14 protein-coding genes are annotated in these 13,269 nt (G+C 68.1%); 7 read left to right on the top strand and 7 right to left on the bottom strand.

What is annotated here, in order from left to right; translation table 11 throughout:
* Positions 1 to 11 precede the first annotated feature (11 nt).
* Entirely contained in the window at positions 12 to 1,280 is a 1,269-nt protein-coding gene (gene serS / locus OUQ99_RS00445; RefSeq protein ID WP_267947426.1) for a serine--tRNA ligase, read from the top strand.
* Positions 1,281 to 1,344: 64 nt separating this feature from the next.
* On the opposite strand, the gene OUQ99_RS00450 is transcribed toward serS, so the two are convergent.
* A complete protein-coding gene (locus OUQ99_RS00450; RefSeq protein WP_276567181.1) occupies positions 1,345 to 1,887 on the bottom strand; it encodes a bacterial proteasome activator family protein in 543 nt (180 codons plus the stop codon).
* A gap of 32 nt (positions 1,888 to 1,919) precedes the next feature.
* A complete protein-coding gene (locus tag OUQ99_RS00455) occupies positions 1,920 to 2,894 on the bottom strand; it encodes an NAD(P)H-quinone oxidoreductase (protein ID WP_267947427.1) in 975 nt (324 codons plus the stop codon).
* A gap of 181 nt (positions 2,895 to 3,075) precedes the next feature.
* Here OUQ99_RS00455 and OUQ99_RS00460 point away from each other — a divergent pair, with 181 nt between their 5' ends.
* Positions 3,076 to 4,947, top strand: a complete 1,872-nt coding sequence (locus OUQ99_RS00460; protein ID WP_267947428.1) for a MinD/ParA family ATP-binding protein — start codon at positions 3,076 to 3,078, stop codon at positions 4,945 to 4,947.
* 269 nt (positions 4,948 to 5,216) lie between these two features.
* The gene (locus tag OUQ99_RS00465) at positions 5,217 to 6,146 is read left to right on the top strand and encodes a universal stress protein (protein WP_267947429.1); all 930 of its coding nucleotides are present in this window, start codon (positions 5,217 to 5,219) and stop codon (positions 6,144 to 6,146) included.
* Positions 6,147 to 6,235: 89 nt separating this feature from the next.
* On the opposite strand, the gene OUQ99_RS00470 is transcribed toward OUQ99_RS00465, so the two are convergent.
* The 5 genes from OUQ99_RS00470 to OUQ99_RS00490 form a co-directional block, all read right to left on the bottom strand.
* Positions 6,236 to 6,547, bottom strand: coding sequence for a hypothetical protein (locus OUQ99_RS00470; protein WP_267947430.1), 312 nt, complete (start codon positions 6,545 to 6,547; stop codon positions 6,236 to 6,238).
* A gap of 517 nt (positions 6,548 to 7,064) precedes the next feature.
* Complete coding sequence (locus OUQ99_RS00475) at positions 7,065 to 8,066, bottom strand: HNH endonuclease (protein ID WP_267947431.1); 1,002 nt, start codon at positions 8,064 to 8,066, stop codon at positions 7,065 to 7,067.
* Positions 8,067 to 8,325: 259 nt separating this feature from the next.
* A complete protein-coding gene (locus OUQ99_RS00480) occupies positions 8,326 to 8,559 on the bottom strand; it encodes a hypothetical protein (RefSeq protein WP_267947432.1) in 234 nt (77 codons plus the stop codon).
* A gap of 421 nt (positions 8,560 to 8,980) precedes the next feature.
* Positions 8,981 to 9,790, bottom strand: coding sequence for a hypothetical protein (locus tag OUQ99_RS00485; protein ID WP_267947433.1), 810 nt, complete (start codon positions 9,788 to 9,790; stop codon positions 8,981 to 8,983).
* Between the two features lie 310 nt (positions 9,791 to 10,100).
* Positions 10,101 to 10,835, bottom strand: coding sequence for an XRE family transcriptional regulator (locus OUQ99_RS00490; protein WP_267947434.1), 735 nt, complete (start codon positions 10,833 to 10,835; stop codon positions 10,101 to 10,103).
* A gap of 796 nt (positions 10,836 to 11,631) precedes the next feature.
* On the opposite strand from OUQ99_RS00490, the gene OUQ99_RS00495 reads away from it, so the two are divergent.
* The 4 genes from OUQ99_RS00495 to OUQ99_RS00510 all read left to right on the top strand — a co-directional run bounded on the left by OUQ99_RS00495 (position 11,632) and on the right by OUQ99_RS00510 (position 13,269).
* A complete protein-coding gene (locus OUQ99_RS00495) occupies positions 11,632 to 11,790 on the top strand; it encodes a hypothetical protein (protein WP_267947435.1) in 159 nt (52 codons plus the stop codon).
* A 17-nt stretch (positions 11,791 to 11,807) separates the two neighbouring features.
* Positions 11,808 to 12,005, top strand: coding sequence for a BldC family transcriptional regulator (locus tag OUQ99_RS00500; RefSeq protein ID WP_267950199.1), 198 nt, complete (start codon positions 11,808 to 11,810; stop codon positions 12,003 to 12,005).
* 216 nt (positions 12,006 to 12,221) lie between these two features.
* The gene (locus OUQ99_RS00505; protein ID WP_267947436.1) at positions 12,222 to 12,707 is read left to right on the top strand and encodes a GntR family transcriptional regulator; all 486 of its coding nucleotides are present in this window, start codon (positions 12,222 to 12,224) and stop codon (positions 12,705 to 12,707) included.
* A 49-nt stretch (positions 12,708 to 12,756) separates the two neighbouring features.
* On the top strand, positions 12,757 to 13,269 hold the full coding sequence (locus OUQ99_RS00510) for an HD domain-containing protein (RefSeq protein WP_267950200.1): 513 nt from the start codon (positions 12,757 to 12,759) through the stop codon (positions 13,267 to 13,269).

The raw sequence follows: 13,269 nt of genomic DNA on the forward strand, positions 1-13,269 counted from the left end.
ACCTGCAAGACGTGATCGACCTTCGCGCTCTTCGAGAAGACCCCGAACGACTCCGCGCCTCGCAGCGCGCCCGCGGGGAGGACCCCTCCGTCGCGGACCGGCTGCTCGAACTCGACTCCGGCCGCCGCGCCGCGCTGACCCGGTTCGAGACGCTGCGCGCCGAGCAGAAGAGTGTGGGCAAGTCCGTCTCCAAGGCCTCCGCGGAGGACCGCGAGGAGCTCCTGACCAAGGCCAAGTCGCTCGCGGCCGAGGTCAAGGAGGCCGAGGCCGAGGCCGGCCGCCTCGCCGAGGAGCTGGCCGCCGTCCTGGCCCGCGTCCCCAACATCGTGGAGGCGGACGCGCCCGAGGGCGGCGTGGACGACTTCCGGGTCCTGGAGACCGTCGGGACGCCGCGCGAGTTCGACTTCACCCCGCGCGACCACCTGGAGCTGGGCGAGATGCTCGGCGCCATCGACATGGAGCGCGGCGCCAAGGTCTCGGGATCCCGCTTCTACTTCCTCACCGGCGTGGGCGCCCAGCTGGAGCTGGCACTGCTCAATATGGCGATGAACCAGGCCGTGGCCGCGGGCTTCACCGCGATGATTCCGCCGGTCCTGGTCAAGCCCGAGACCATGGAGGGCACCGGCTTCCTCGGCGAGCACGCCGACGAGGTGTACCGGCTGGCCGCGGACGACCTGTACCTCGTGGGCACCTCCGAGGTGCCGCTGGCCGGGTACCACGCCGGGGAGATCCTGGCCGCCGACGACCTGCCCAACCGGTACGTGGGCTGGTCGACGTGCTTCCGCCGCGAGGCCGGCTCCTACGGCAAGGACACCAGGGGCATCATCCGGGTCCACCAGTTCAACAAGGTGGAGATGTTCGTGTACGCCCACCCGGACCGGGCGCACGAGGAGCACGAGCGGCTCCTCGCCTGGGAGCGGGAGATGCTCGACAAGCTGGAGCTGCCCTACCGCGTGGTGGACATCGCCGGGGGCGACCTGGGCACCAGCGCCGCCCGCAAGTTCGACTGCGAGGCGTGGGTCCCCACCCAGGAGACCTACCGCGAGCTGACCTCCACCTCGAACTGCACCGACTTCCAGACCCGGCGCCTCAACGTGCGGTTCCGGGGGGAGGACGGCAAGCCCCGCTTCGCCGCCACCCTGAACGGGACGCTGGCCACCACACGGTGGATCGTCGCCATCCTGGAGAACCACCAGCGCGCGGACGGCTCCGTGGTCGTCCCCGAGGCGCTGCGCCCCTTCCTGGGCCTCGACGTCCTGGAGCCGGTGAACGCCAAGTAGCACCCGTGTACGCGAGGAGCCCCCGCCCACAAAGGGCGGGGGCTCCTCGCGTTCGGGGCCCTGGCTACAGGTAGGGGCCGGATCCGTGCGGCTCGTCGCCGGCCACGGACGGGCCGTCCTGGGCCTGGAGGCCGGAGAGGCCGGGCGGCAGCGCCTTGCGCATGTTCTCCAGCTGGGCCCTGGCCGCCATCTGCTGGGCGAACAGGGTCGTCTGGATGCCGTGGAACAGGCCCTCGAGCCAGCCCACCAGCTGCGCCTGGGCGATGCGCAGCTCCGCGTCGCTGGGCGCCGACCCGTCCGCGAACGGCAGGGTCAGCCGGTCCAGCTCCTCGATGAGCTCGGGGGCGAGGCCGTCCTCGAGCTCCTTGATCGAGGAGGTGTGGATCTCCTTGAGGCGGGTGCGGCTGGCCTCGTCCAGCGGAGCGGCCTTCACCTCGTCCAGGAGCTGGCGGATCATGCTGCCGATCCGCATCACCTTGGCGGGCTGCTCCACCATGTCGGCGAGGGAGCGGGGCTCCTCCGCGCCGTCGTCGTCGGCCCCGTCGTGCTGGTCGACCCCCATGACCAGTACCTGGGGCTCGTCCTTCTGGTCGTCTGCGCTGCTCATCAGTTCCCTTACGTGGATGTACCGGCACGCCGTCAGAGGGTGAGGAGAATCTTTCCGGTGTGCGCGCTCGATTCCATGACGCGATGCGCCTCCGCCGCGTTCCGCATCGGTACAGAACGGTCCACGACGGGGCGGATGGCTCCTTGTTCTACCAACGGCCACACCTGCTCCAGTACTCCCGCGACGATGGCCGCCTTCTCGTCCAGGGGACGGGAGCGGAGCGTCGTCGCGTGTACGGAGAGCCTTTTCGCGAGCATACGCCCCAGATCGGCCTCGGCGCGGCGGCCTCCCATCAGGGCGATCATCGTGATGCGGCCGTTCGTCGCCAGCGAACGCAGGTTCGCGTCGAGGTAGGAGCCGCCCATGATGTCGAGGATGAGGTCGGCGCCGCCCTCCTCGCGCATGCGCTCGGCGAAGTCCTCGGTCCGGTAGTTGACGGTGATCTCGGCGCCCAGCTCGCGGCAGCGGGCCAGCTTCTCCTCGCTGCCCGCGGTGACCGCCACGCGGGCGCCCAGGGCCCGGGCGAACTGGATGGCGAAGGTGCCGATGCCGCTGCCCCCGCCGTGCACGAGGACGGTCTCCCCCTCGCGCAGCCCGCCGACCATCACGAGGTTGGACCACACCGTGGCGGCCACCTCGGGCAGGGCGGCGGCCTCGGCCAGGCCGACGCCCTCGGGCACGGGGAGCAGCTGCCCCACGGGGACGGCCACCTTCTCCGCGTAGCCGCCCCCGGACAGGAGGGCGCACACGGGGTCGCCCACGGACCATCCGGAGTCCTCGGTGCCGGGGCCGAGCGCGGCCACGGTGCCCGAGCACTCCAGGCCCGGGTACTCGGAGGCGCCGGGTGGGGGCGGGTAGGTGCCCTGCCGTTGCGCGACGTCGGCGCGGTTGACCGCGCCGGCGGCCACGTCCACCAGGACCTCCCCCTCTCCTGCGACGGGGTCGGGAACCTCTGACCAGGCGAGGACCTCGGGTCCTCCCGGTGCGGTGATACGGATCGCGTGCATGAGCCAGACAGTACCCGGGGAGGTTCAGGGACGGTGCTACGGATTGCCCTGTCCACCGACCCCCGGGGGATGCTTCCCTGGGGTGGGGCGGGTATGAGTGACACCAGGAAGCGGATCCCGCCTCTCCCTTGTGGAGTGTCCCTTCCTCCACAGCACACCCCCTTCACGCAGGAGAACTCCGGTGGCACACCAGGAACAGCATGGGACGGGTCGCAGCTCCGAGGCGGGCACGGGTTCGGAGGCCGAGGAGAGGCCCGAGTCCCTCTGGGAGGGTACGGACGGGGGCGCCGAGGGGACCGGCGAACCGTCCGCCGAAGCCGCTCCGGAGCCGCCCGCGCCCACGCCGAGGGAGCAGTGGTTCGGCGGGTTCGAGGGGGCGGCCCCGCCCCCGCCCCCCTACGCCCGGCTGCCCGAGGACGCGCCTCCCCCGCTGCCGGGGACCGGCTACCAGGCGCCGCCGCCGGACGAGGACGACGGTCCGGGCGGGCCCGGGGCCCCGGAACGCCCCGAGGCCCCGGAGGATACCGCGGACTCCGACGACGAGACGCGGAGCTCCACGGTCCGGCTCCTGCCGGGCGCGGTCCGGCGGACGCAGCGCCCCCAACGGCCCCAGCGACCCCAGAGGCCCGCCCGACCGGGCGGAGGGGGGCCGGACCCCCTCGCACCGCGCAGGCTCCGGGGCGACTCCGACGTCCCCGAGCCCGAGCAGCTACCGCCGCTCGACACCGAACGCCAGGACCCCTCCGGGGCGGACGGCACGGAAACCGGTGCGGGCCCGGTCCCGGGGGCGGACGGGACCCCGGGACCGGACTCCGCACCGGACGCGCGACCGGCGCCGGGCCACGGGGCCGACGGATTCGGAGCCGGGTCGGGGCCGACGCGGACCCCGGAGCCGGCCCCCGAACCCGGGCCGGTGGCGGGCCCGTGGGCGGACGACGAGCGCACCGACCCCCTCCGTCCCGCGGGGGCGGGGTCCTCCGACCCCGGCCCGGTGCGGTCCGAGCCGCTGCCGCGCCGCGGCCCCGAACCCCCGCCCACCCTCACCGGCCCGCGGGCCGGACTCGCGCCCGCGCCCGCGCGCCCCTCCGGGCAGCAGGCCCAGAGGCGCCCCGACCAGGAGGGGGAGACCGCCGACGCCCTCAACGCGGCCACGCTGGTGCGCAACCGGCGCCAGGGGCCGAGCGGTGGCTGGCGCCGTGCCGTGCACTCCGCCACCCTCGGCCTCGTCAACCCGGGGGAGTCCGCCAAGGTCCTGCGCCGGCGCGAACTGGTGGCCCGCGCCTGCACCCCCGTCGCGACCGGGCACCACCGGGTGGCGGTGCTCAGCCTCAAGGGAGGGGTGGGCAAGACCACCACCACGGTCGCGCTGGGCGCGACCCTGGCCTCGCTGCGCGGCGACCGGGTCCTCGCCGTGGACGCCAACCCCGACCGCGGCACGCTGTCGGACAAGGTGCGGCTGGAGACCGCCGCGACCATCCGCGACCTGCTCAACGAGCGCCACCTCGTGTCGCGCTACGCCGACATCCGGGGGTTCACGTCCCAGTCGCCCAGCCGCTTGGAGATCCTCGCCTCCGACCGCGACCCCGCCGTCTCCGAGGCGTTCAGCGACGGCGACTACCGCGAGGTGGCCCGGATAGTCGAGCACTTCTACTCCATCTGCATCACCGACTGCGGCACCGGCCTCCTGCACTCGGCGATGCGCGGGGTACTCGGGCTCGCCGACCAGGTGGTCCTGGTCAGCTCCGCCTCCGTGGACGGGGCCCGCAGCGCCAGCGCCACCCTGGACTGGCTGGAGGCGCACGGCCACGGGCCGCTCGTGCGCGGCGCCGTCGTGGTGCTGTCGATGGTGCGGTCCAACAGCAAGAGCAGCGTCGACCTCAACCGGCTGGAGGGCCATTTCGCGAGCAGGTGCCGCGACGTGGTCCGGGTGCCCTGGGACGGCCACCTCGAGGAGGGCGCCGAGGTCGACCTCGACCAGCTCGCCCCGGCGACGCGGGACGCCTACCTCCAGTTGGCGGCGTCGGTCGGGGAGGCGTTCGCCTGGCGCGGGTGAGGACGGTCGGGACGGGACACAACGCGCGGAGGGCGCCTCTCCGGTTTACGGGACCCGCTTCCGGACAATGGTGGGGAGGGAATCCGGGCACCAGGTGCTCCGCGGTGCCGCGCCGGGCCGTCGGCCGCCGTTCCGGGCCGGTCCCGGGCATGCGCGCCGGGGCCGTAGGTCGGACGGAACGGCGACCTTCGGCCTGCGCCGTTCCGGCGGGGCGCTGGTCTACTCGACGAAGATGGTCCGCAGTGCTGTCGCAGTGCTAAGGGGGAACTATGGCAGGCAAAGAGGTGCGCCCGGCCCGGGTCGTCGTGGGGATCGACGGATCGGACGGCTCACGGGCGGCGTTGGAGTGGGCGGCGGCGGAGGCCGCCCGGCGGGACGCCCCGCTCCGCATCGTGCACGCCCTGGGGATGCCGCTGATCGTGTCGGCCCACGGGGGCGCCGCGCGGTTCGAGCCCACGCCGGAGATCCACGGCCAGGCCACCGGTGTGCTGGGCGAGGCGGAGGCACACGTCCGCGAGCTCCGGCCGACCGTGGTCACGGAGGCCGTGACCGCGATGGAGGAGGCGCCGCTGGCCGTCATCCGGCAGAGCCACCCCCACGACCTGATCGTGGTCGGCACCCGGGGGATGGGCACGTTCAAGTCGGTGTTCGTGGGCTCGGTCAGCGTCCGGGTGGCCGCCCACGCGCCGTGCCCGGTCGTGGTCGTCCCCTCGCGCAAGGGCAAGCCCGCGACCACGTCGATGGACCGGATCGTGGTCGGTGTCGACGGCTCCGAGACCGCGCGCCGCGCCCTCGGCCTCGCCTACGACCTGGCGGCCGAGAGCGGTGCCGAACTGGTCGTGGTCCACAGCTGGGAGGTTCCCTACCCCTACGACCCGGTCGCGATGACCGCCGCCGGGTACCAGCCGCAGGAGGAGCTGTTCGAGAGGCAGTCCGAGGAACTGGTGGCCGGCCTGCTCGCCGAGGTCGTCGACGAGAGGCGCGAGGACCTCGACGTCGAGGTCAGCGTGGTGCGGACCCAGAACAGCCCGGTGAGCGCGATCCTGGAGGCCGCCGAGGGCGCGGACGCCGTCGTGGTGGGCTCGCGGGGCCGGGGCACCGTGCGCGGCCTGCTCCTGGGCTCGGTCAGCCAGGGCGTGCTGCACCGTTCCAGGATCCCCGTGGTCGTCCTCCCCAGGCACGCCGACGAGGACGAGTAGGGCGGCGGGCCCCGGCCCCGGCCCCCGAGGACCGGCCCGGGGCCCGTGACGCCGCCGCCCCCGGTTCGGGTGCTCCGACGGGGTCGGCCTCAGAGGGTCAGGTGGTGGGGAGAGCCGGGTGAGGAAGGGCTCCACCCCTCGTCCCGGGCCCGGCGGATGGCGGTCGCGACCACGGCCGGGGTGAGGGGGACGGCCGCGCCGGGTCCCACCCGGTAGTGGCCCGGGTGCGGGTGCGGCGTCGCGACGACGAGCACCCGTCCGGGGGAGTCCGCGAGCTCCGCCGCGAAGGTCATGGGGCTCTCACCCACCCCCTGCGCGTAGGTCGGCCTGCGGCGTACGCGCCAGCGGTAGTCCGTGCCGTCCACGCTGATACGGCGTGAGCCCTTGCGTACCAATGCCATGAGTCCTCCGTGGGTCGGGGGCGGTCGGCCGGGTGCGCCGTCCGTGAGGCAGCATGCTCGACCGCCCCGCTGACTGTCCACGGATTTGTCCGGCTGCGGCGTTGCCTGCGCGGAGGGAGGGCCTCCCCCTCCGGAGGTCGGGCCCCGTCGACCTGTCGACACGTCGACGGGGACCTTGCGGGCCCGTTCCGCACTGCGCCGGCCGCGGTGACCGGACCCGGACCCGGACACGCGGAAGGCCGGTGGCCCCGGGGGCGTGTGCGCCGTGTGCGCACCGGCCCGGAACCACCGGCCTTCTCTGTCTCTCCCGCAAGCTGCTGACCTGCGGGTTCTGCGGAGGGTATGGGATTTGAACCCATGAAGCCCCGTTGTGCCGAGGGGCCTTGACGACCTGTCGACAAAGCGGCGAAGTGCCCTTTGACCTGCGCTGATGTTCCGGTGCCTTCCCGGCACTTCCGGCCCCTTCCCGGAGCCATGTGCGATGAATGTGCGATGGAGCCGGGGCCCGGGGTCTGGGTCAGTCTTCCTTGGGGCGCTGCTTCGCCACGAGGGTGCTCAGCTGGTCGACGCTCAGCCAGGGCTTGGAGACATGGATCATGCGGTGGCAGTTGGCGCACAGCAGGGCCAGATCCTCAAGGCGTGTCGTGCTCTCTCCTGCGTGGTGGAGAGGGACGATGTGGTGCACCTCGATGTAGCCGTCTCCGCGGGCGCCGTAGATCTCGGCGAAGTCGAAGCTGCACGCCTCGCAGGCGATGGGTCTGCCCTGAGCACGGGTCTGCTTGATCTTCTGTGTCCGAAGCGTGCGGCTGCGTTCGCGGGCGTAGTGCTTGCGGACGAGAAGACGGCCCTCGGTGGCACTGATCTCCTCCTCCGTTTCCTCCTCGAAGGGGGGAAGCTCGGCAAGCTCCCCGGAGAGGATGCCTTCGCGGATCCTCCTGGCCGCGGCGTGCATCCGCTCGGGGTCTTCCACGAAAGCCTGGTAGATCCTGCGGTCCAGGGTGCTTCCGTTGGTCTTCTTGTTCGTGTTGGCCTTGTGCCAGTTGCGGATGTTGGCCATCTTCAGACGGACACTAGAGGGGCTGCGGAAGTTGGCGGGGCGCTTCTCCTGCGGATGCAGGGGGAGAAGCTGCAGGAGCCTGGACAGGTCGACCACTTCGGGCCTGGAGGTGTCCAGCGGCGTCCAGTCGTGTCGGGCCAACAGGTCGCAGGCCAGGATCAGTTCGTCCCAGGTCCAGGGGAGGCTGGGGTTGGAGCGGACCTCGAAGCCGAGTGCGTTGAGCTTCCTGCCCACGGTGGCCGCTCCGCCGGAGAATTCCGAGGCGGGGAGAGCCTGTCCGGAGACGTATTTGTGGGCGACGCCGCAGATGGCTTTGGAGTCGTACGTTCTGCCGTTGTGGACGAGGTCGTAGGAGATCGCACGCTTGAAGCCGTAGCTGGTGAGGAAGTCGTCCTGGCCGCGGTCGTCGTACTCCGCGATCGCCTGGAGGACTGCGTCCCGGGTGATGTCCGTCAGGGGCATGACGTCAGCGTAGATGCGGTAGGCGACACCTGAGATGGAACTGGGGGTGGATCTGCTGCCGAGGCCCGTGGTCTCCCGAACGTTTCTACGTGGGCCGCCTTGGGATCTGAGCACGTCCTCAGCTTGGGAAGCCGAGAACGCTTCTGATGGCTGAGCTGATGCTTTGTCTACCTGCGCGGATGCGTCCCGTCTCCCCGTGATTCCCTGTGGTACCCCGGTGTTGCCCGCCCCGTGTGGCACGTGTGTGGCACGGCAACGACTACGAGTAGAAGCCGTCCCAGTAGTCACCGAGGCTCACAGTGAAGTCCTCGGGGCGAGTGGCACGCAGGTGCTCGAAGCGCTCGCTCACAGCCTCGATGGTGGCTCGTAGGGGCATGGGGCCGAACTGCTCCCTGATCGCGTACGCCGCCTGGATCCTGTGTCCGTGGAAGAGAAGCTCGTCGATATGGTCCCACCTCTCGGGCACGGTCACTCCCTGGTGTTCGGGCTGCACGGAGTATCTCCTCGGGCGGGTGTCCGGTGCGCTCACCCTGGACACCACCACAGCACCATCCGGGGTGGGTCACCACGGTTATGGTCCCGCACGGGTTCTGGCGCGATCGGCCGGCACTCCTGCACGTCCTGTGTCGCGCCAGGTTCCGTGTGGGTTCGGGGGGTCCAGGGGGCGCGAGCCCCTTGGTACCACCAGTCCCTGAGCAGCACTGATACAACGCGGTCAATGGTGCTGTCGATTGTTTTCGGGGAAATCGCAACCGTTCGTCGTGGGAGCACGTCAAGCTCGCAACAGAACGACCGGTGGTCGCGCTCGGGACCGGGCGTCAGCCCGCAGCCCGAGCGCGACCACCGGTCGCAGCGACGGCGCTCGCGCCGTCGCCTTGATCCCATACAGCCAAACTCGGCAGTGCATAGTTTGGTCAAGTGACCAGGTTTACCATAACCCCGATTGGTATCGAGGAGAGGGTTATTAAAAGCACTGATATTCTCCTGGCTCCAGTTGATTGAGAGCCTTCTCCGGTTATTTCTATCAATGGAAAGAAGAAGTTGGTAAGTTTTTCTGAAAAAATAAAGTAAATTGTTAAAATGAGCCCAATAAATGCAGTTGGAAAGAAGGCATCGGAAATAATATTTGATGGAAGTGCGAGTAGCGTACCGATTGTTGGCAAGATTCCAAAGAAAGATTTTATCAATAGGGGGAGGGGGGTTGTGTTCCTCATGAAGCCCCACCGTGGTACCCCCTTATAAATTTCGTCTGATATGCGCACAAAAGTTTGCCTTGCCCAACTTGTGTCGTGAGAATCGACCGTTAGTCGGACGGCAGGATCCATCTTCCTATTGAAGGAAATGGAGACGTAGTTATTTGGCGATTGCGCGCCTATTATTTCTATCTTTTCGAAGCTTCTGCGGTCAATCTCTGGAAATACATCATCGATACTTCCGGTTACTATTTCGTCGTCGGTGAGCACTATTCCTAAAAAAGGATATGAGGGGGCTATGCCTCCAGAGCCTTCGTGGCTGTAGAAGTGTAGAGTGCTGGAGTGGATGTTCCCAATTATTATCCCTGAGTCTTCTCTTGCTTTCTGTGCTTCCTCTTGGCGTCTCCTGATCTCGCTGTCTTGCTCCTTGTACGCTCCTGAAACAAGAGCGGTAAGTTTTTTCATGTCCCCCATTTCACCATTCCATGAAGGCCATGTTTCAACTTTTTTTGTTCTTCTCTCAATCTCCATTAAGTCTCCCTTTAGGGGTCTAGAAAGTTGTGGCTGTCGACTGAGGAGAGCGCGCGCCTAGTCTTTGGGGAGGAGAAGCACTCTTTGCTAGTCTAGATATCACAAATTCGTAGAACTTGCCATGTGGTGTCCTGGGTCAAAGGGAGAGCAATTCGGAGCGTGCTCAGTGCATCACCTTGAGTGGAGAAAAATGTGAGCCTTGTCCTTGTTTGAGTATTTTATGGTGAAAATTGACTTGGCTATTTCTGTTTTTAAGTTGCATGATCCTTGTGATTCGATTTGTGGGATGGCGGCTGGTTTTAATTTAGATCTACATATCAATGCTTCTAGAATTTTGCCAGACCAGGTGGAAGCTTCGTGCGTAGGTCTCGGCCATGTTCGGGGACAGCTCGCGGTTGACCTCGACCACGGGGGACTTCGCGGCCGAAAGACCGTAGATGTGTTGGTTGATGAGGAGTTTCTTCTCCGTCAGGTAGACGGATTTGTACAGGACGGTGGAGTGCGTTCGGATCTCGATACCGTCGATGTCCAGGAGCGTTCGGAACAGCAGTAGTGCGTTGCTCACCCTGGCGGACAGTGTGCCGCCTATCTGCTCGTCGTGTCCGCGTTGCTGTACTGGCTGGGACTTTGGGTTGCCGAGGAGGATCCGGACGTTCACCCCGTCTCGGGCTCGCGCTCCCAGGAGTTCCAGGATGCTCGGGTCATCGGCTATGAATAGCCCGCTGTAGACCAGGATGCCGATTTCCTGTTCTGCTGAACTGAACAGGTCCCACCACACTTCACGTGGGACCTGCCAGCGGTGTGCGTATACGCGCTGCACGTGCTCGGATGTGGGGACCTGCGCCTCGGCGGCCTGGCTGTCCTGCGGCCAAAGGTCATCTGCGCCAGCCTGGAGGAGATCAGCCAACGCCCAACGGTGGCGGGGATAGGGACGTTGGCCGGAGAGCCAGCGGCGGACGGTCTTGGGGTCGACGCCGAGGTGTGCGGCCACGTCGGTCTCGGTGAGTTGGGCTGCGGCCAGTGCCTTGCGCAGTGCAGCGTTCACGTCGGTGCCCTCCGAGGTCGGGAACCCGACGATAACAGAAGACGTCCCTAGACGTCCCTCGAGTTGTCCGATACGTGGTACACATGTCCGCTCACTCAGAGCATCGTTTCTGCATGTACGAGGGCTCCGGAGCATCCTGTGATGTTGCCGTGAGCCTCACCCGATCTGAGCGGGGAGGAACATGCGGAACCTGATCCCACACCCTTGGACACGCGGGCTAACAGGGCATCGGGGCGCCAGGCTCGTGAAGCGGCCCGTGACAGAAGCTGCGGCACCATGAGCGCCAGCTACCTGAACCCCTCAACCCTGCTGGCCGTCCGCTTCCTGGCCACGGAGACGTTGCGCCACCGTCGGCCTCGGCGGGCCTCCAGGGTGCGGGCCTACAGCAACCCGTCCTCAGCACTCCCGTCGGTTCCAACCGAAGGTGTGTTGGGCGCGGTCATGGACGGTCTGCGTGGCGTGGGGGTGGCCTGGTGATGCCGCCCCTGTGCTCAGAGAGCCGCCTGGATGAATCCGGATGCCGCCGCACCTGTGTCCTTGAACGAGGCCACGAAGGTGACCACCAGGACCTCAAGGGCGAGTACTGGGAGCCCCCTGGGTTGACTTTGGAGCGGTTGAACCAGACCTGGGGTCGTACCCACCAGATCGCGTGGACGGGGTCGTTCTGGGTCGCCACCGCTCACTCTCGTACATCTCCTTGGCGCACTGAAGTCGAACCCACGCCGGCCCTGCTGGAGGAACGGCTACACACCCGAGGGAAGGCTCAACCCGAGGTTCCGACTCCTCGGAGGTCGTTGTGATCAGCTCCGATGACGCACCCCTGACCGCTGAGGAAGAGGCAGCTGTGGAGCAGCAAGGCCGCTATCTGAGCTGGCAGAACGAACAGGACACACGTCGCGCCCGCCCGGCCCAGACCAAAGACACCAAGCTACCCAAGGATGGTGAGAGCACGTGAGCGAACCACCGCCGCTGATGTCCGTGGCCGAAGAGCTGCTTACTCCAGGAGAAGTCGCCCGGATGTTCCGGGTGGACCCCAAGACGGTCCGCAAATGGGGCCAATTGGGGAGGTTGTCCTCGTTAGTCACTCCCGGCGGGCACCACCGCTACCGCGAGAACGAGGTCCGCGCCCTGCTCGACCACGGCAGGACCACCGTCAACAACGCCAGCTGATCCCAACGACAACCAGGCTCATGCGCGGTCGAAGGCCCTTGGTCTCCCATCGTCCTTTCAGCCGCGCAGCCGAAGCGTTCACAGGCATCTGAACCGGCGAGCGTCTGCACGGTCCTCATGCCAAACCAGGTATCTATACAGAGTTGCGAAACTTAGTTTCGAAAGCAGCTTCTACAAGTCGCCGATGGTTCCCGTGACCGCCCTGGAGGCACCCGCTTGAGTCCGCGCACCCCGTGGGGGACGTACCACCAGATCGCGGATGCCCTGCGCTCCCGCATCGCCAGCAAGGAGCTGGCCCCGGGCGACGCGGTCCCCTCCGAGGCCGCTCTCGGCAGGGAGTTCGGGGTTGCTCGCACGACGGTGCGTCGGGCCCTGGCTGAACTGGAGTCGGAGCGGCTGATCAGGGCCGTCCCGGGGACCGGCCGCGTCGTGTGCACCACCGAGGAACGCGAGAGGACACCCGGTGGCGGGCCGCCTCCCTCCCAGTACCGGCGCATCGCCGCGGAGCTGCGGGAGCGGATCGCTGGCGGTGACCTCGCCCCCGGGGACGCCCTGCCCAGTGAGGCCGCACTCGTTCGCCAGTACGGCGTCTCCCGGGGGACGGCCCGTCAAGCCCTCTCCGAGTTGGAGGGGACCGGGCTCGTCATCGCCGTCCACGGCAAGGGCCGGTTCGTCCAGGGGTCGGAAACGTCCACAAGCTAGCCTGGTACATGTGGGACATGTTCACTGGGCGCGGGATCTCGCGCGAGAACTGCTCGAAGGACCGCTTCCCCGTCGCTGGGCGCATTCCCAGGGGGTAGCCGAACAGGCGCGCTCCCTGCGTGCGGTGCTCGGTGATGACGCCGACCTGGTCGAAGCCTCCGCCTGGCTGCACGACATCGGGTACTCCCCGGACCTGGCGACGACGGGCTTCCATCCCCTCGACGGCGCCCGGTACCTGCGCCGCGTCCAAGCGGCAAACGAGTCCCTGGTCTCCCTGGTCGCCTATCACTCCTGCGCCGTGGTTGAAGCCGAGGAACGCGGCCTGCTGGCTCTCCTCAAGGACGAGTTCGCCGCTCCACCGGATGACCTGTTGGACGCCCTCACCTACTCGGACATGACCACCGGCCCGGACGGCACACACCTGCCTGTAGAGCGCCGGCTGGCGGAAATCCTGGAGCGCTACGCCCCCGAGGACCTGGTCCACCGCTCCATCACCCGCTCCTCACCGCTGCTGACGACGTCGGTGCGGTCCGTGGAACGGCGCCTGGCCGAGATCGGCTGA

Origin of the sequence: Streptomonospora nanhaiensis, assembly GCF_026642255.1 — a bacterium.
GTDB classification, from domain to species: Bacteria; Actinomycetota; Actinomycetes; order Streptosporangiales; family Streptosporangiaceae; genus Nocardiopsis; species Nocardiopsis tropica.